The following is a 17,545-nucleotide window of genomic DNA, read 5'->3' as shown; positions in this document are numbered from 1 at the left end:
TCGGGTGCGCGCAGGCGGTTGCGCGCCACCTGCCGCTCACGGTTCCGTCGATCGCCGCTTCGCCAGTTGCGCCACGATATCCTCGTGAACACCCCGGCCCAGGGGGTGGAACAGCATCACCAGACCGCACGCCACCAGGCCAGCAGCCGGGAAGGCGACCATGATGATCTTCATGCCGTGAAGGGTCGCCGCGGTCTGCTCGACATTGGGACGGTAACCGACCAGGTCCAGGGACCAGCCGAACAGACCCGCGCCCAGCCCCAGGGCGACCTTCAGGAAGAACTGGCCCAGCCCGAAGATGAAGCTCTCGGTGCGCAGGCCGGTCCGCCACTCGCCGTACTCGACGGTGTCCGGCAGCATCGACCAGAAGGTCAGCGCCAGACCGATCGACGCCACGTGCATATAGGCCAGGAACCCGATCATCAGGCCCGGGGTGCGGATGTCGGTCACCGCGAAGGCGGCCAGCCCCGCCAGCCCCCAGCCGGTGGCGACAAACCAGGCGACGCGTTTGCCGACGAACTTGGTCACGAGCAGCCACGCCGGCACCAGCAGCAGGCCCAGCGCCGCGCAGAGGGCCAGGGCGGTCCGCGAGGCGGCCTCGTCGTGCAGGTAGTACTTGAAATAGTAGAGCACCGACTTGCCGAGCGCCGTCGTACAGGTCACCGCGCAGACGATGCCGCCCATGACCGCCCAGAAGGCGCGGTTGCCCCGCAACGCGCGCCAGTAGTCGGCCATCCCCAGGGGCGCGACCGTCTCCTCGGTCTCGGGCGGTTCGCGGGTGGACAGGAAGACGATGGGGAAGATCACCGTGGCGATCAGGGCCAGGACGCACGCCGCGTAGAAAAAGCCTCGCGCGAGATCGCCGCCGCCGAACCGCGCCGCCATCGGCTGGGTGGTCAAGGCCACGACCAGCCCGGCCGCGGTGGCGAACATGATCCGCATTCCGGCCAAGGTCGACCGCTCGCTCGAACTCGGGGTCAGGCGCGCGTTCAGCGAGGTGTAGGGGATCGACAGCGCGGTGTAGCAGGTGCGGAACAGGAAATGCGCCGCCATCACCGCCGCCGTCAGGCCCAGGCCGTCCAGGGCGGGCCTGTAGTAGAGGAAGGCGAAGGACAGGCCGAGCGGGACCGAGCCGAACAGGATGTAGGGCCGATAGCGCCCCCACCGGCTGCGGCCGCGGTCGGCGACCGCGCCCATGAACGGGTCGATCAACCCGTCCCAGATCGAGGCCAGCATATAGATCAGACCCGCGGTCCCGGCCGACAGCCCCAGGGCGTCGGTGTAGTAGAACAGCAGGAACAGGGACACGCTCTGCCAGTACAGATTGCAGGCGAAGTCGCCGACCGTGAAGCCGATCTTGCGGGCGAAACTCAGGCGCGGAACCGCCGTCGGCTGCGATGTCACGAAACACTCTCCCCAGTCGCCGAGACGGCCATACCGTCTCAGGCCGCTTCGGCGTCGAGGCTGAAGCGCGAGGAGAGATTGGATCTATAAAATCAAAGAGTCAAAAAATAGATCGAAAAACTCTCATATTTATAGTTGCGAGAAATTTCAGCTTGCCCTCGCGGAGCGGCGCGCGGCGGGGGTCTTCGACGACTTGGCGGGACGCGGCGCCGTTTCGACGTCCCGAGCCTCCGCTTTCGAAGGAGTGGCTTCCATCGCCTTGAGCGCGGTGATGATCGATTTGCGGATCGGCTCGGCCACGGCGAAATAGCGCTCGATCAGGGCCTGGGTGCGATCGGCGTCGCGGGCGATGATCGCATCGACGATCAGCCGGTGGTCGGCGTGATGGTCGTAATAGCGATCCGTTTCGAGGTCGGCGAAGAGGTTGATGTAGCGCTCCAGGCGAGCGCCGATGTCCTTGTAGATCTTCATCAAAAGCGGCGAACGGCAGCCCGACAGCAACGTCTGGTGCAGGTCGCCGTAGGATCGTTGCCACATCTCGCGCGCCTGGGGCTCCAGCGCCCCGTCGACCACCTTGGGGATCTTCAGGGAGCGGTGCAGCTGGATCACGACCTGCTCCTCCCAGGCGTYGTCCCCTCGCTCCATCGCCATGCCCAGCATCATCTTGTAGATGCGCTGGTAGACCGTCAGCAGGTCCTGATAGTCCTCCAGCGAGACGGGCGCGGCGCGGTAGCCCTTCTGGTGCTCATGGATGACGAGGCCGCTGTCGACCAACAGCACGATCGCTTCGCGAATGGGGCTGTGGCCGATGTCGTAGAACTTGGTCAGATGCTCGACCTTCAGCCGCTCCAGCGGTTCGAACACGCCCCGGGCGATGTCGCGCCGCAGCCAGTAGGCCACCGCCTGGGTAGGATTGCGTTCCGGATCGACGGGCGCGACGACATTGGGCGCGGTGAACGTCGATACGGATGGGAGCTTGGTCGGCACGGGCGAAAACAGCCTTTTTGAATCGAGTCCTGGTCGAGACGCGACGATAGGATCGGGAAGACCTCCAACAAAGCGATTTCGCGGGGCCTACCGTCCTGGATAACTGGCCGCGATATAGTCCAAGCGCGCGCGGTGGGGTTCGCTGATCGGGCGAGGCCCCGGGTTGGCGAACTCCAGGAAGACGTCGTCCTTGGGCGCGTAGACGGGCCAGGCCGGCAGACCGGCGGGGCTCGGGACGCCGGTCCGCGCGAAAGCCGTCCAATAGGCGCTGACCGTCGCCCCCATGCGCTGGTCGGCCAGCGTCGCGCCCTTCACCATGGCCGCCACCCTGTCGAAAACATAGGGGATCTCCGAGGCGTGACCGGCCCCGCCGCGCTTGGCCTGCTCGGCCTGCTTCACGTACGAGAAGCGGTACAGCCACACAGGACGCCCCCGGGCGGCGTGCAGGGCCGCGATATGGCGCGCGGGCTCGACGAAGATGACGTCGCTCAGGATATGAGCCTTCAGCTCGCGCTCGCCGCCATCCGGGTCATAGACCTTGCGTAGCCCGGCTTCGCGCGGCCCGAACTTGCCGACCACCGTGTCGGCCCAGCCGCCCAGCCAGGGTGATCCCAGCTCGTCGTCGTTGACGCCGATCAGCAGCGGCAACGCGGCGGTCTCGCCGCGCGCGAACATCTCGGCCGGATCGTCCAGGATGATCCGACCGTCGACCATCGGCCCCGAATAGGTTGCGTTGTCGCGATTGTTGAGCAGGTTGAGGTCGCCGAGCACCGTCCTGGCCGGCAAGGCGCGCAGGGCCTCGCCCCCGCCATCGCGCGGCAGACCGGCCCGGGTCGCGAAGGCCGCGCCGGCCTTGACCGCGGCGAGGGCGTCGGCCGTATCGACGGTCATCCTCGGAAGCTTGTCGCGCCCGCCGCCGGACTCGACGATCGCCTTGTGGAACAGGCCTCGCGCGGCTGGCGACCCCATCAGGGCCAGCACCGAGCCGCCGCCGGCCGACTCGCCGAACAGGGTGACATTGTCCGGGTCACCGCCGAAGGCGGCGATGTTGCGCCGGACCCAGTCCAGGGCGGCGATCTGGTCCATGAAGCCGTAGTCGCCAGCCGGCTCGTCGGGATGCTCGGCGACCAGGGCCGGATGGGCGAAGAAGCCGAAGCGCCCCAGCCGGTAGTTGAAGGTGACCACCACCACGCCTCGGCGCGCCAGGGCGGACCCGTCATAGGGGGCGCTGGAGCCGGTGACGAAGCCGCCGCCATGGATCCAGACCATGACCGGCGCGCGCGTCGCCGATCGCGCCACTGGCGTCCAGACGTTCAGATAGAGGCAGTCCTCGCTCATCGCCTGCTTGGACGGCGCGGAGTCGAACAGGAAGCGGTTCTGCAGGCAATCGTCGCCGAACCGTTCGGCCGGCCGCTCCGAGGTCCAGGACGAGAGGGGCTGGGGCGGACGCCAGCGCAGGCCGGCGACGGGCGCGGCGGCGTAGGGAATGCCGCGATAGACGGCCAGCGCGCCCTCGATCCGCCCCCTCACCGCGCCGCTGTCGATCCGCGCGTGCGCCGCCGGCGCGGGCGGCGGTTCAGGGGGCGTCGTCGCCCCGCAACCGGCCAGTCCGATGAGAATGATGAACAGCCAGGACGCGATGCGCATGTGAACCTCAGCGCCGTCCGGCGACGGCGTCGGCCCAGACCGCCCGCGCCAGATCGACCAGCTTGAGCGCCTCCGTCCAGCGATCGGTTTCCTCGCGCTGCTGGCCCGCGGCGCCCGGAACCCGCCGCGCGTAGAACAGGGAGGCCGGCAGCAATTCGGGATAGAAGCCCATGACCTCGCCAGGCCGGGCGGTGACCAGGAAGCCTTCGAAGCTGCGGGCCCACAGATCGCGGAAAACGCCGACATGAACGTCGGCGGGATCGTCGGGAACGGCGACCTGGATACAGCCCGGATCGGAGATCCGGCCGTGCAGGAACCGCGTCCGCTCCAGCACCGGCGCCAGCCGCGCGACCTTGGCGGCGAGGTCGCCATAGACCATCTCCGCGCCGGTATACCAATGCGAGAAGTCGCCGTTGAACCGAACGCCGGGACAGCGGTCGACGAAGTCCAGCGTGCGCTTCATGTCCTGGGTGATGGTGGCGCGATGGGTTTCGACGAACAGCGGATGGCCTTCGCCGACCGAGGCCTCGACGATCGCCTCGACCAGGGCGGCGGCCTCGTCGTCGGTCTCGAAGCCCGAGCCGACGTGCAGCGTCGTGCAATCATAGCCGGCGTCGCGGTGTCGCGCGGCGATGACCCGCGCCTGCTCCGGCCGGTCCACCCGCGCGATCCCGGTCGGAACGAGACCGGCGTCCCGGGCGGCGACGGGGTCGCGCGTCTGGATCGCTTCGAAGCCGGCCTCGCGAACGGCGTGCAGCGCCAACGGCCCGCGCGGCCCGAGGGAGCCCTCGGGCAGATCCATCAGCGTGACGAGGCTGAGCCCGATCCGCAGCCGCGGCGGCGCCGCGGATCGATCGCTGACGTTCGAAATCTTCGGCATGGCCGTCTCGCGCGAAATCCGACGAAAAGGGCCGCCCGCGCGGGGAAAGTGCGCGGGCGGCAGTCGAGGTGGAGGTCAGTAGGCGAGGTCGAGCGACACGCCGACGATGCGTCGCGCCTCGTAGGGGATGAACTGGCTGTAGTTGCCCGGCGCCGCGCCGAAGGGCGTGGCGAACATCACCTGGTTGTAGATCCGGTCGGTCAGGTTCTTGCCGAACACGGCCATCTTCCAGCTGCCGTCCGCCGCCGCCACGCCGATCGCGCCGTTCACCAAGGTCAGGGAATCCTGGATCGCCGCCGGATCGTTCGGGAAGGCCATGCCCATCTTCGAACGGTAGCTGACGCCCAGATCGACCTGCAGCTTGAGCGCGCCGGCGACGGGCCGTTCGTAGTGAGACGCCAGGTTGAACGTGCGCTTGGGCGATCCCGTCCACTGGCCGGTGAGATCCTGTTGCGGCGCCGGACAGACGGCGGTCACGCTCTGGCCGCAGGGGGCGTTGCGATAATCTCCCCAGGTCACGTCGATGAAGGCGCCGCTGGCGGTGAGGGTCCAGTCGACATCGGCGAGCGGACGCGAGGTCAGGTCAAACTCCAGGCCGCGGGTCTTCACCTCGCCGTTCTGGATGGAATAGATGGTCGTGACCGGATCGCGCGCCGAGACCTGGTAACCCTTGACATCGGTGTCGAAGGCCGTCGCGTTGAAGATCAGGCGCAGCTCGGGCCAGCTGGTGCGCAGGCCAAGCTCGTAGTTCAGCGGCTTTTCCGGCGCGACGCTCGGCAAGGCTCCCAGGCCGATATTGGTGTCATAGCCGCCGCCCTTGTAGCCGCGCGTCGCGGTGACGAAGGCCATGACATCGTGGCTGAAATCGTACTGCAGGCCGGTGCGCCAGACGGCGGCCTGGCTGCGCTTGCGCGCCGAGGCGCTGTCGCTGAGCCGATAGAGCGGATCGTACCGCCGCTTGTCGGCCGAAGCGGTCTCCTCCAGCACCCGTCCGCCCAGGATCACCCGAAACTTGTCGCTCAGATTGACGTTCGCCTGGCCGAACAGCGCGATGTTGCGGGTGCTGGCCTCGTTGCGGACGACCTTGTTGTAGAAGGGCAGCGGCACGGTCGGAAAGCGCTGGGTCGAGGTGGACCCGACCTTGCCGTCGAAGAAGAACACGCCGGCGACATAGTCGACCCGCCGCCCTTGGGGCGAGGTCAGCCGCAGTTCCTGGGTCCACTGGCGCTGCTTCAGATCGGCGTAGTTCACGTCCAGCAGGTTCAGGGGGCTGGAGTCCGAATCCAGCCCGTCGTGGGTGAACCAGCGCCGCCAGGCGGTGATCGAGGTCAGGGTGTAGCCGTCGCCCAGCCGGTAATCAGCCTGGGTCGACAGGCCGTAGCTCTCGGCCTGGGAGAAGACGTCGCCGCCGATATTCTGCTTTTCGTTGGTCCGCGACGGGACGATCCCGGCCGCCTGGCTCTGACGTTCGGGCGCCAGCGACGGCGCGGGCCCGACCGAATAGAGCGTGAAGATGCAGCAGGTGGCGTCCCGCTTCCAATAGTCGGCGATGGTCGTGACCTCCAGGCCGGCCGTCGGGGTCCATTCCAGCTTGCCGCGGAAGCCATGGTCGTCGCGGTCGTTCAGCTTGCGGCCGTCACGGACGTTGTCGATGTAGCCGTCGCGCTTGTTCATCCGCGCCGAGGCCAGGAAACGCAGATTGTCGGTGATCGGCCCGGTGATCAGGCCGCTGACCTTGCGCTCGTCGTTGGGCCAAGCCCAGCTGCCCGAGACCTTGGCGTGGAAGGTGTCCGAGGGTCGGCTGGTGGTGACGTTGATGACGCCGGCCGAGGCGTTCTTGCCGAACAGCGTGCCCTGCGGCCCGCGCAGCACCTCCAGGCGCTCGATGTCCGGCAGGTCGGTCAGGGACGATCCGGCCTGCCCCAGCACGACGCCGTCGACGACGAAGGCGGTGCTGCCCTCGATCGATTCCGACGAGAACGAACTGGTGCCGACGCCGCGTACGAAGAAGCCGAAGCTGCGCGGCCCGGCCGCGTTGGTCAGCTGCACGCCCGGCGTCAGGTACTGGATGTCGGTGGTTTCATTGAACCGGAAGGCCTGGAGCGTCGCGGCGCTGACGACCGCCACCGAAAGCGGCACGTCCTGCAGCCGCTCCTCGCGCTTCTGGGCGGTGACGATGATCTCGCCGATCACGGTGGCCGCGGGCTTGGCGCCGTCGGCCGCGGTCTGGGCCTGAACGGCCGAGGCGGCGAAGGCCGCCAGCGCGGTCGCCGCCAAAAGCTCGACACGGACCGACGCGCGACGGCGCGGCGCGGCGAACGACCGGACGCCCTCTTTCTGGATCATATGCTCCCCTCCCTGCGATGAATTATTGATTTTTGTCGCAACGCGATTATTCGATCTATTTTATATCGAAGTCAATCTTCCGGTCGCTTTTCGCGGAATTTCGGGGCCAACGGCCATTTTTGAGGGAATGGACGCCACCGCCACGCCTTCGATCCAAACCGAAACGCCTTGCGGGATTCGATTTTTTACATCACATATCGCCTCAACACGTAAATTCGATATTTTTTCGGATAAATCAAAAAGTTCGATCGATACGAAGCCAGGTAGCGCCTGGCCCCTTCTCCGGCCCGCGAACGACCTCACGCCGTCCGCCCGTCCTTTCGTTCAGTCCATCGAGAGAAACCATGCCCACCACCGCATCCGCCGCGGGCGTCCAGCTCCATCCGTTGAACCGCGATTTCGTCTGGCGCGACCGGGACCAGACCCCGCTCCACCGCCTCTCCGACGCTCAGGCCGCCCAGTTCAGCCGGGACGGCTTTTTCAAGCTCGAGGGGGCCTTTACGGCGGAGGAGATCGCCGCGGTCACCGCCGCCATCGATCCGATCGAGGAAGAACGCGAACGCTATGTCCGCGAGCAGCACGCCGGCCGGATGCGGCTGTCGGAAGCCGACATCATCACCTTCACGACCCACATCGTCGCGAGCTCGCCGATCCTGCGCGATTTCGCCGCCCATCCGGCGATCAAGGCCGTCTGCCACGACCTGATCGGGCCGGACGTCCGCCTCTACTGGGACCAGTCCGTCTACAAGAAGACGGGCAAGCCGCAGGAATTCCCCTGGCACCAGGACAACGGCTACACCTTTGTCACCCCGCAGCAGTACCTGACGCTGTGGATCCCGCTGGTCGACGTCGACGCGGAAAACGGTTGTCCGTGGATCGCGCCCGGCCTGCACAGACTGGGCACCCTGCTGCACTGGCCCACCGAAATCGGCCTGAAGTGTCTCGAGAACGTCCCCGACGCGGTGTGCGTGCCGGCCAAGGCGGGCGACGTGATCGTCTTTTCCTCGCTGGCGCCGCACCGGACCGGGCCCAATCTCCGGACCGGAACGGTGCGCAAGGCCTACATCCTGCAATACGCCCCGGACGGCGCCTATGCGCCGCTGCCCGATGGCGACCAGATCCTCATGAACGACCCGAGCCGCCAGTTCAGCGTCCTCGAAAACGGCCGCTAGAGCCCTGCCCCTTCCCGCGAAAGGCCAGACGATGACTCTGACCAAGATCCGCCCCCACGCCGATCTCTTCCTGGACGCCCAAGGCCGCCAGGTCATGCTTCGGGGCGTCAATCTGGGCGGCGACTGCAAGACGCCCTATCCGGACGGCGGCACCCAGTTCCCCTCGGACTTCTCCGATCACCGCCAGGTCAGCTTCATCGGCCGCCCCTTTCCGCTGGAAGGGGCCGACGAACACCTGGCGCGGCTGGCGGGATGGGGCTTCAACGTCGTGCGGCTGCTGACCACCTGGGAGGCCGTCGAGCACGCCGGGCCGGGCCTCTACGACGAAGCCTATCTGGACTATTTCACGGAGGTCTGCCGGCGCTGCGCCGAACACGGCCTGCACGTCTTCGTCGATTTCCACCAGGACGTCTGGAGCCGGATGAGCGGCGGAGACGGCGCGCCGGGCTGGACGTTCGAGGCGGTCGGCCTGGACTTCGCTCGCTTTCCCGCCGCCGGCGCCGCGCACGTGATGCAGGCCCAGTTCGACTACGCTGATCCCAGCGATCGTCAGGCGGCCTACCCGCAGATGAGCTGGGGCTCGAACTACCGCCTGCCGGCCAACGGGATCATGTGGACGCTGTTCTGGGGCGGACGGACGTTCACGCCGGACTTCAAGATCGACGGGCTGAACGTGCAGGACTTCCTGCAAGGCCGGTATCTCGGCGCGATCGACGCGGTGGCGCGCCGGCTCAAGACGCTGCCCAACGTCCTGGGCTTCGACACCTTGAACGAGCCGGGGATCGGCTGGCTGGGTCAGAGCCTCAGCTATCGCCATCTGGCCCGGTCGGCCGAGGACCCGACGCCGCCGCGCGCCGGGCCGGCCCTGTCGCCGCTCGACAGCCTGGCGGTGGCGCGCGGCGTTCCGACCACGGTCCCGCTCCTGCGTCGCGATCCCCGCACCGGCGCCGCCGAACCCGACGGCGAGACGACGGTCAATCCCGACGGCGTCTCGATCTGGGCTTCCGGCGCGGACTGCCCCTTCGAACGCGCCGGCGTCTATCGCCTGGAGCGCGGCCGCCCGGTCGCCATCGCCGAGGACGTCTTTCGCCGCCACGCCGGCCGCGCCCTGGACATCCCCAACGACGCGTTCGGACCGCTGTTTCGGAAGGTGGCCGAGACCACCCGGAAACACGCGCCGGACTGGGCGGTGTTCGCCGAGCTCGATCCGTTCGGGACCGTGTTCGGGCGCTCGTTTCCGGACGACATGCCCGAGCGGTCGGTCAACGCCAGCCACTGGTACGACATCGCCATCCTGTTCCGGAAGACGGTCGAGCCGGACGCCGCGCCGGGAGAAAGCCAAGACCGCTATGGGCGTCAGCTCGCCCACTACGCGGCCCTGTCACGACGGATCCCCGGGGGCGCGCCGACCCTGATCGGGGAGTTCGGCATCCCGTTCGATCTGGACGACGGCGAAGCCTACGCCCAATGGGCCCTCGGTCGACGGGACCCCGCGGTCTGGGCGCCGCATGTTCGAGCGCTGGCCGCCATGTACGACGCCATGGACGCCCTGCTGCTGCACGCGACGCAATGGAACTACACCGCCAGCAACCGCAACAGCCTGCGCATCGGAGACGGCTGGAACCAGGAGGATCTTTCGATCTTTTCCGTCGATCAGCACGACGCGCCAAGGGATCCGGACTCGGGCGGTCGGGCCGTCGCGGGCTTTTGCCGCCCGTTCGCGCGCGCCGTTCAGGGGCGGATCGGCGACATGGCGTTCCAAGGGGACGTCGGCCTTTTCCGCCTGCGGTTCGACGCCGACCCGGCGATAGACGCGCCGACCGAGATCTACGTCCCCCGCCTCCACTATCCGACCGGCTTCGACGTCGAGGCGGAGGGCGCCCGCGTCCGCCTCGTGCGCGACACCGCCGGCCAACGCCTGCTGGTGCACGCGCTGGCGCGCGGTCGTGTCGACTTGAGGCTAACCCCGTCGCCCAATCCGCCCACGGCCGGCGCGCAGGACCCGCCGCCGCTTTACCTTGAAGTCTGACCGATCTGCGGCGTCAGCGACAGGCCTCAGCCGCCGGTCTCGTCGACGACGATGGCGACGGTCTTGCCGCGCGACAGCGGCTCCCATCCGGCCGCGATGGCCGAGGTGATGGCCTTGGCGACCAGGGCCGGGGCGATGTGGGCGGGCTTCAGCATCGGCGCGCCGTAGCGGGGCTGCGGGCCAGGCGGAAACTCGACGACGGCCTCGCGCTTGCCCTCGGCGTGGCGCACGGCGATGGCCATGCCGTGCCGCTCGGGACCGTCGTTGGACCAGCCGGGCTGGCGATGCAGCCGCCAGAAATACGGCTCGCCGCCGACCTCGATTTCGATCTCGGAGCTGTTGTTGGTTCGCGCCATGCACGCAGTTAGCCCGACGCGCGCGTCCAGGCCACCCCCAAGCACGAAGAAGTCAGTCGCTCTTTGAACGCGGGGCCGCCGCCGGCGCACTCATCGAAGGCGGCAGCGTTCCAGCCGTCAGCCAGGCGCCGCTCGCACGGTCATCACGACGTCGATCGCCCCAAACGGCGTCGCGACATCGCCCCCGATGCGGCGGCGCTTGGCTTCCGTTCCCCCGCAACGACAAGCCCCGCGCAACGACAAGGAGCCTCGATGGCCAAGCGACTCTTCGACGTCCTGCTGTCCCTGGCCATGCTGATCCTGGCCGCGCCGGTGCTGGCGCTGGCCATGACGCTGATCTGGGCCCAGGACCGGCGCTCGCCCCTGTTCATGGGCGTGCGCGTCGGGCGCGACGGACGCGACTTTCGGATGGCCAAGCTGCGCTCGATGACCGCGGACTCCGAGTTCAAGGGCGCGGCCTCGACCACCCAGTCCGACAGCCGCATCACCCCGCTGGGCCACGTCCTGCGGCGCTGGAAGCTGGACGAGCTGCCGCAGTTCTGGAACGTGCTGCGCGGCGAGATGAGCATCGTCGGGCCGCGCCCGAACACCCGGCGCGGCGGGGTGGACAACTACACCACGCGCGAAATGCGCCTGCTGAGCGTGCGCCCCGGCATCACCGACCTGGCCTCGATCCTGTTCGCCGACGAGGCCGAGATCCTGGACGGCGCGGTCGACCCCGACGCCCTCTATGACGAGGTCATCCGGCCGTGGAAGAGCCGCCTGGGCTTGCTGTATGTCGAGCGGCGGACCTTCTGGATCGACCTGCGGATCATCGGCCTGACGGCGCTGGGCGCGCTGTCGCACGCCGCGGCGCTGGAAGGCGTCGACGCGATCCTGGAAGAATTGGCGGCCAGCGACGAACTGCGGCTGGTCTGCCGGCGAGGCGCGCCCCTGCCCCGGGCCGAGCCGCCCGGCTACGCGGCTTGATCCAGCGCTTCTACCGCCGGGCGGGCGGCGCGCCGACCGCGCCGACCCCGCCACCTTCGTTTTCCGTCCGTGTCTGGTCGCCCGGCCGGGACGGCCCGCCGCCGCCGGGGTCGCGCCGTTTCAGCAACGGGGTCTGGTGGGCCTTCGAGCGCCTGGCCCTGTTCAGCCGGCCCGGATTCCTGGAGCTGACGCTCTGGCGCGAGGACCGCCTGGCGCACCGGCTGATCGTGACCCCGCGCTGGGCTCGCTTTCCGTTCATGGGCGCGGCCGACCTGCAGGTTGGCGACGTCTGGACCCAGCCGGAGCTTCGCGGCCTGGGCCTGGCGACCCTGGCCCTGGCGATGGTTCAGGCCCTGACCGATCCGGATGATCGCCTGTGGTACGTGGTCGAGAAGGACAATCCCGCCTCCATCCGCCTGGCCGAGGCGGCCGGCTACCGGCTGGTCGGCGCGGGGCGGCGCACGCGGCCCCTCGGCTTGGCGGTGTTCGGGCGGTTCGTGCTGGACCCGCCCGAGACGGTCAGCGCCGGACGAGGCTGACCGACGCCACCGCCCCGGCCTGGGTCGCCGCGTCGGCGCGGCGCAGGTGCAGCGCCAGCCACTGGCCGGAACAGCCGTCGGGAACCGTGACCTCGCCGCTGGCCTCGCCGCCCGGCCGGTGCGCCTGGTCCAGCTGCAGAAGCTGGCGTCCGCCCGCCTCGCCGCAGGTCAGGGTCCAGAACGGGACGGCCGCGGGATCGGTCGCGGCGGTGCGGACCGACAGGCGGTAGTCCCCGACTGGTAGGGTCAGCAGCTGGACCGCCGCCACCCCGCCCGCGCCGCCCAGCGCCTGATAGGTCAGGGCCGGCCGGCCGCCGACCACGCCCCGGATCGCCTCCAGTTCGCCGCGCTCGGTCAGCCGCCAGCCGAACGGCGCGGCCTGGTCGGGGCGCGAGAACGTCGGGTCGGCCAGCAGCGCGTCCGCCTCGGCGCGGGCCAGCGGCTGGAAAGCGTCCCGCACGCGACGGGCCTCCCCGAAGGCGGCCTGGGCGACCAGTTGTCCGATCAGGGCCTGGTCGGCGCCGGCCCGCCGCACCATCGCCCGGTCGCGGACCGCCAGCACCAGGTCCGTCACGCCCGGCGGCGCGCGGCGCTCGACCACAGCATCGTGCAGGAACATCGCCCGCCAGTCGCTGGGCCGGTCCAGCAGCCGGGCAATCGGCGGGACCAGGTCGGGATCGGAAAGGGCGCTCGCCAGCACAGGGAACAGGATCGGCGGGGCCGCCGACGAGGTCCGCAGCGCGATGTCGAAGTCCCGCAGCGCCCCGTCGACGTCGCCGCGCTCGACCGCCTGCTGGATCAGCCAGACGCGCGTGCCCAGGCTGCGGCGGCTGATCCGGTCGGACAGGGCGAACAACGCCGCCGCCCGGCGCTTGTCGCCCGAGGCCTCGGCGTCCAGGGCCCGCAGCTCGACGGCAGGCGGCAGGGTGACATCGCGGACCAGGGCGCGGCGGACCAGGTCGCGCACGGCCGGATCCGTCGCCGGGGCGCCGGCGTCGACCCTGGCGCGGGCGGCCTGGACGGCGAGCCGGGCGTCCGACGGCGCGAGCCCGGCGGCGCGGGCGGGATCGCTTCGTCCCCATTCGGTGGCTGCCCCATCACGGACCGCCAGCGCCAGGCCCGCCGCCACGCCCAGGGCGATCACCGTCCGCGCCGCGACCGCCCCGGCTCCCATCTCAGCGCCCGTAGTCGTAGTCGAAGCCATAGCCGTAGTCGAAGCCGTAGCCGGCCTTCTTGGCCTCGAACTTGGTCAGCACCGCGCCCAGGATGTGGGCCTGCGAGGCGCGCAGGCGCGACAGCGCCGCCCGCACCGTGCCGGCCGGGACCGAACGAGCCTCGACCGCATAGACCACGCCGTCGACCGCCGCGGCGACCAGCGGCGCGTCGGCCAGCCCGATCACCGGCGGCGAGTCGACGATCACATGGTCGAAGCGCTCCTTCAGCCGCTTGACCAGCAGCGCCAGGCGGTCGCCCATCAACAGGTCGCCGGCGTTCGGCGGCGGCGGTCCGGCGGTCATCACCCACAGCCCCTCATGCTCGGTCGCGTGCAGGACGCTGTCGAGGTCCTCGGCCCCCGACAGGAAGTTGCTGACGCCCAGGCCGTTCTTGAGGCCGAAGGCCGAGTGGACCGACGGCGAGCGCAGGTCGGCGTCGACCAGCACCACCTTGCGGCGCGCCCGAGCCAGGGACTGGGCCAGGGCCACGGTCGTCGTCGACTTGCCCTCGCGCGGCCGGGTGCTGATCACGGCCAGCGAGCGCGGCGCGCCCTTGGCCGTCGACAGCTCCAGATTGGCGTGCACCGACAGATAGGCCTCGACCAGCTTCGAGCGCGGGTCGCGCAGGGCCATCAGCGGGTCCTCGACCTGCACCTTGGGCGCGACGCCCAGCAGCGGCAGGCCCAGCTTTTCCTCGAGGTCCGCCGGGTCGACGATGCCCTCGTCGATCTGTTCCAGGCCCGCGGCGACCAGGGCCGCGGCCAGGCCGCCGGCCAGCATCGCCAGGACCAGATTGACCAGCAGCTTGGGCGAGGCCGGGCGGTCCGGCAGCCGGGCCGGATCGACGATGGCGACGTTGTTGTTCTCGGCCCCGCCGGCGACGCCGATCTCCTTGTAGCGCTGCAGCAGCGCGTTATAGAGCTCGCGGTTGGTGTCGGCGTCGCGCTGGTAGATGTTGTACTGGATGCTGCGGCGGCGCAGGTCGGCCAGGCCGTCCTTCAGGCCCTCGACCTGGGCGGTCAGGGCCCGTTCGCGGGTCTGGCTGGAGTCATAGGCCTGCTGCAGCGACACCCGCACCCGGCCCTCTTCCTGGCCGATGGCGGCGTCCAGCGCCTGGATCTGCGAGGCCAGCGCCTTGGCCTGCGGATAGTCCGGGCGGAACTGGACCATCAGCTTGGCGTATTCCCCGGCCGTGTCGGCCCGCCTCTGGCGCATCGAGGCGATGGCGTCGTTGCCCAGCGCGATGCTGCTGGCGTCCGGCCGCTTGATCTCGTTCAGCCGGCTCTCGGCGACGATGCGCTCGGCGGTCGCCACCTCCAGGGCCGAGTTCAGGGCGATCAGGTCGTCGGTCAGCAGCGAGCGGCCGCCGACCGCCGCGCCGCTGGCGCTGGCGTCGATCGAGGACGGCAGGTTGATGATCCCCTGCTGCACGGCGTAGGCCACGACCTGGCGCTCGGACATCTCCAGCTTCTCGCGAAGCTGTTCGATCCGGCCTTCCAGGAACTTGCGGGCATAGCCGGACGCCTCGAAACGGCGCTCCAGATTGGTGGCGATGAAGTCCTCACCCCAGGCCTGGGCGATCCTCTGGGACAGCGCCGGGTCCGGCGTCACGGCCCGCACGTCGACCAGGCTGGAGCCGCGCACGGGCGCGACGCCCACGTGCTGCAGCAGGATCTTGCCGGCGATCTCGGTGCGCTTGGCCCGCGTCGAGGGATCGGCCTTGCCGCCCTCGAACAGGTCGCGGCGGCCGAACAGCTTGAAGAAGGCCGGATCGTCGACGACGCCCAGGTCGCGGGCCACGCGCTCGGCCAGCAGCTGCGTGCGCAGCAGGCCGTACTGGGTCTGGTAGAATTCCTGGTCGCCGATGCTGGTGTCGCGCTCGACGCTGTCGATCTTCACGACCCGCGCCGTCTCGCGCGAGATTTCCAGCCGCGCGGCCGAGGCGTACTGGCGCGGGATGACCAAGGTCAGGGCCACGCCGGCCAAGGCGCCGGCCGCGACGCCGCCCAGCAGCACCCAGCGCCAGCGCGTGGCGGCGCGCAGCAGCCGGCGAAGCGGCGGCGTGGCGGCCCGGCCTATGCCCTCGGCCTTGTCCGTGAAGAGCGAAACGTCCCCGGAGGCGAGTCCGAGCATTTGGGGTGAGACCCGTTCCATGCGTCAGAATCTTTCCAGGGCGAGAATGAGCGGCGTGGTCAGCAGGGGGGTGATCTGCAGGAACTGCTGGAAGTGTCGGCGGGCCACGGAGTCGCCGACGATGATCACGTCGTTGGCGTAGATCTTGGGGTCGGCGTACAGGCCGCGCCGGATGGCGCCGAGGTTGTAGAGCGCCGCCAGGGACTGGCCGTCGACCATGCGGAACACCACCACGTCCTCGAGGCGGGCGAACTCGCCGGTCCCCTTGGCGGTGGCGACCGCGCGCATCAACGACATGTTGCCGACCACCGGATAGCTGCCCGGCTGGGTCACCTGGCCATCGACGGTGAACACCTGGCTGGTGGTCTCCTCCAGGTTCACGGTCACCTGCGGGTCGCGCATGAACCGGGCGCCCAGCTTGCCGGAGATGATCGTCGCCAGCTCGGACGGGGTCCGGCCCGAGGCGTCGACCTCGCCGATCAGCGGCATCGACAGCCGCGCCGCCGCGTCGGTCTGGAACTTGCCCGAGAGGTCCTCGACCCCGAAGACGACGATCGACAGCTTGTCCAGCGGACCGATGCGATAGGCCGTGGTGGCGGCGACCAGGTCGGCCCCGCTGGGCGGCGGCAGCTCGGTCCGCTGGGCCACGGTCATGGGGCCTTTCAGCTCGCCCAGACGCGGCTGCTCGGCGCAGGCGCTCAGCAGCAGCAGCGCGCCGCCGAGCAGGAAGAAGCGACGGCGCATCCTCAGAACCGCATGCGCAGGGAGGCCTGGAACACGGTCTGACCCTCGAACGGCGAGGTCAGGCCGCCCAGGGTGACGCGGGTCCCGCGGCTGGAGCGGACGTTCAGCGCCTCGAACAGGGCCGTCGTGCGGGCGTTGATCGGCACGCGGGCCGCCGCCGTCAGCGACCAGCCGTCCTCGCTGTTGTCGCGGGGCATCTCACTGCCGCGCTCGTCGGTCGAGAAGGCCTCGGCCCGGCCGGTGACGGCGACGTCGCCGAACATGTGGGTGACCAGCACATAGGCCGACTGGAACTTGGTGTGCACCCAGCGTTGGCCAGCGGTCTCGAAGCCCATGATGGTCGAGCCGGTCATGCCCTGGGCCAGCAGGCGGGTGTTGGGTCCGAGGTCGGCGTTGAAACCGACGTTCCAGAAGCGCGTGCGCCAGCCCCACTGGCCCGCGGTCGTGAAGGCCTCCGGGTCGCCCTTGTTGTCGTAGTAGAACACCGACGCGCCCCAAGGCTGCGGCGGCCGCCAGTCGAGGCGGCCGTAGAAGCCGACATTGTGGTCGAGCTCGGCCGTCGACTTGGTGCGGTCCTCCTGCAGGTGGACGATGAAGTTGTTCAACGGCGGCAGCTTGAAATAGCCCTTGGCCGTGGCCTTCTCGTCGTGCAGGGCCCAGCCGCGGAACGACAGCAGCGTGCCCGAGGTGTCGTTGTAGCCGAACAGGCCGACGGTGGCGGTCAGCTCGCTCTGGCCGACGGCGGCGTGGACCGTGCCCTCGCCGCCCAGCACCTTGACCTCCTCGCCGACCCAGGCGTTGATCGTCGAGGGCGTGATGGTGTTGACGACGCTCCAGGCCCCGCCGGTCGAGTGCTCCAGCGAGATCTCCGGCCACATCAGGCCGGCGCGGGCCGAGACGCCGACCGCGCCCTTGCGTTCGGGCAGGTAGTTCACGAACGCCTCGATCAGGTCGACGCTTTCCTCGTGGTCCTTCTGATAGGCCACCGAGACGTTGGCGCTCAGCGACGAGGTGAAGCGCGGCGTCCAGATCAGGTCGGCCTCGACGGGGACCAGCCGCGCCTTGAAGCCGCCGTCGTCGGCGCCCTGGAACCGGGTCTTGCCAAAGCCGCCGTCGACATAGGAC

Annotated in this window: 14 protein-coding genes; 4 read left to right on the top strand and 10 right to left on the bottom strand. The window is 69.5% G+C overall.

Features of this window, described 5'->3' with window-relative positions:
- Positions 1-36: 36 nt before the first annotated feature.
- The 5 genes from AC1DSO_RS17270 to AC1DSO_RS17250 form a co-directional block, all read right to left on the bottom strand.
- The gene (locus AC1DSO_RS17270) at positions 37-1,404 is read right to left on the bottom strand and encodes an MFS transporter (RefSeq protein ID WP_477069996.1); all 1,368 of its coding nucleotides are present in this window, start codon (positions 1,402-1,404) and stop codon (positions 37-39) included.
- A 147-nt stretch (positions 1,405-1,551) separates the two neighbouring features.
- Positions 1,552-2,391 (bottom strand): FCD domain-containing protein, encoded by an 840-nt coding sequence (locus tag AC1DSO_RS17265; protein WP_477069995.1) that lies wholly within the window; start codon positions 2,389-2,391, stop codon positions 1,552-1,554.
- 87 nt (positions 2,392-2,478) lie between these two features.
- Positions 2,479-4,038: a carboxylesterase/lipase family protein gene (locus AC1DSO_RS17260; protein ID WP_477069994.1), complete on the bottom strand. Its 1,560-nt coding sequence runs from the start codon at positions 4,036-4,038 to the stop codon at positions 2,479-2,481.
- 7 nt (positions 4,039-4,045) lie between these two features.
- On the bottom strand, positions 4,046-4,918 hold the full coding sequence (locus tag AC1DSO_RS17255) for a hypothetical protein (RefSeq protein WP_477069993.1): 873 nt from the start codon (positions 4,916-4,918) through the stop codon (positions 4,046-4,048).
- Between the two features lie 75 nt (positions 4,919-4,993).
- Positions 4,994-7,264, bottom strand: a complete 2,271-nt coding sequence (locus AC1DSO_RS17250) for a TonB-dependent receptor (protein ID WP_477069992.1) — start codon at positions 7,262-7,264, stop codon at positions 4,994-4,996.
- A gap of 344 nt (positions 7,265-7,608) precedes the next feature.
- Between AC1DSO_RS17250 and AC1DSO_RS17245 the strand changes: the two genes are divergently transcribed.
- Complete coding sequence (locus AC1DSO_RS17245) at positions 7,609-8,436, top strand: phytanoyl-CoA dioxygenase family protein (RefSeq protein WP_477069991.1); 828 nt, start codon at positions 7,609-7,611, stop codon at positions 8,434-8,436.
- A 31-nt stretch (positions 8,437-8,467) separates the two neighbouring features.
- Positions 8,468-10,465, top strand: coding sequence for a cellulase family glycosylhydrolase (locus AC1DSO_RS17240; RefSeq protein WP_477069990.1), 1,998 nt, complete (start codon positions 8,468-8,470; stop codon positions 10,463-10,465).
- Positions 10,466-10,491: 26 nt separating this feature from the next.
- Here the strand turns inward: AC1DSO_RS17240 and AC1DSO_RS17235 are convergent, their stop codons facing one another.
- Positions 10,492-10,821 (bottom strand): hypothetical protein, encoded by a 330-nt coding sequence (locus AC1DSO_RS17235; RefSeq protein WP_477069989.1) that lies wholly within the window; start codon positions 10,819-10,821, stop codon positions 10,492-10,494.
- A gap of 252 nt (positions 10,822-11,073) precedes the next feature.
- On the opposite strand from AC1DSO_RS17235, the gene AC1DSO_RS17230 reads away from it, so the two are divergent.
- Both AC1DSO_RS17230 and AC1DSO_RS17225 read left to right on the top strand, forming a co-directional pair.
- Positions 11,074-11,790, top strand: coding sequence for a sugar transferase (locus AC1DSO_RS17230; protein WP_477069988.1), 717 nt, complete (start codon positions 11,074-11,076; stop codon positions 11,788-11,790).
- Entirely contained in the window at positions 11,787-12,329 is a 543-nt protein-coding gene (locus AC1DSO_RS17225) for a GNAT family N-acetyltransferase (RefSeq protein ID WP_477069987.1), read from the top strand. Before AC1DSO_RS17230 ends, AC1DSO_RS17225 begins: the two co-directional genes overlap by 4 nt.
- Here AC1DSO_RS17225 and AC1DSO_RS17220 read toward each other — a convergent pair.
- From AC1DSO_RS17220 to AC1DSO_RS17205, 4 genes are all read right to left on the bottom strand, one after another.
- Positions 12,310-13,503, bottom strand: coding sequence for a hypothetical protein (locus AC1DSO_RS17220; protein ID WP_477069986.1), 1,194 nt, complete (start codon positions 13,501-13,503; stop codon positions 12,310-12,312). The two genes, AC1DSO_RS17225 and AC1DSO_RS17220, sit on opposite strands and share 20 nt — an antisense overlap.
- A gap of 1 nt (position 13,504) precedes the next feature.
- A complete protein-coding gene (locus AC1DSO_RS17215) occupies positions 13,505-15,676 on the bottom strand; it encodes a GumC family protein (RefSeq protein WP_477069985.1) in 2,172 nt (723 codons plus the stop codon).
- A 24-nt stretch (positions 15,677-15,700) separates the two neighbouring features.
- Positions 15,701-16,420 carry a polysaccharide biosynthesis/export family protein gene (locus AC1DSO_RS17210; protein WP_477069984.1) on the bottom strand — a complete coding sequence of 240 codons (720 nt, stop codon included), beginning with the start codon at positions 16,418-16,420 and terminating at the stop codon, positions 15,701-15,703.
- Between the two features lie 2 nt (positions 16,421-16,422).
- Positions 16,423-17,545, bottom strand: a 1,123-nt coding sequence (locus AC1DSO_RS17205) for a hypothetical protein (RefSeq protein WP_477069983.1), incomplete at its 5' end; no start/stop codon positions are given.

It is taken from the genome of Caulobacter sp. P4_E5 (genome assembly GCF_056401555.1).
The sequence above is the reverse complement of the archived record's forward strand: the minus strand, read 5'-3'. Positions and strand labels throughout refer to the sequence as shown.

Coding starts and splice junctions, on each gene's coding strand:
- AC1DSO_RS17260 (WP_477069994.1), bottom strand. CDS start 4,038: ATGCGCATCGCGTCCTGGCTGTTCATCATTCTCATCGGACTGGCCGGT.
- AC1DSO_RS17255 (WP_477069993.1), bottom strand. CDS start 4,918: ATGCCGAAGATTTCGAACGTCAGCGATCGATCCGCGGCGCCGCCGCGG.
- AC1DSO_RS17250 (WP_477069992.1), bottom strand. CDS start 7,264: ATGATCCAGAAAGAGGGCGTCCGGTCGTTCGCCGCGCCGCGCCGTCGC.
- AC1DSO_RS17245 (WP_477069991.1), top strand. CDS start 7,609: ATGCCCACCACCGCATCCGCCGCGGGCGTCCAGCTCCATCCGTTGAAC.
- AC1DSO_RS17240 (WP_477069990.1), top strand. CDS start 8,468: ATGACTCTGACCAAGATCCGCCCCCACGCCGATCTCTTCCTGGACGCC.
- AC1DSO_RS17235 (WP_477069989.1), bottom strand. CDS start 10,821: ATGGCGCGAACCAACAACAGCTCCGAGATCGAAATCGAGGTCGGCGGC.
- AC1DSO_RS17230 (WP_477069988.1), top strand. CDS start 11,074: ATGGCCAAGCGACTCTTCGACGTCCTGCTGTCCCTGGCCATGCTGATC.
- AC1DSO_RS17220 (WP_477069986.1), bottom strand. CDS start 13,503: ATGGGAGCCGGGGCGGTCGCGGCGCGGACGGTGATCGCCCTGGGCGTG.
- AC1DSO_RS17215 (WP_477069985.1), bottom strand. CDS start 15,676: ATGCTCGGACTCGCCTCCGGGGACGTTTCGCTCTTCACGGACAAGGCC.
- AC1DSO_RS17210 (WP_477069984.1), bottom strand. CDS start 16,420: ATGCGCCGTCGCTTCTTCCTGCTCGGCGGCGCGCTGCTGCTGCTGAGC.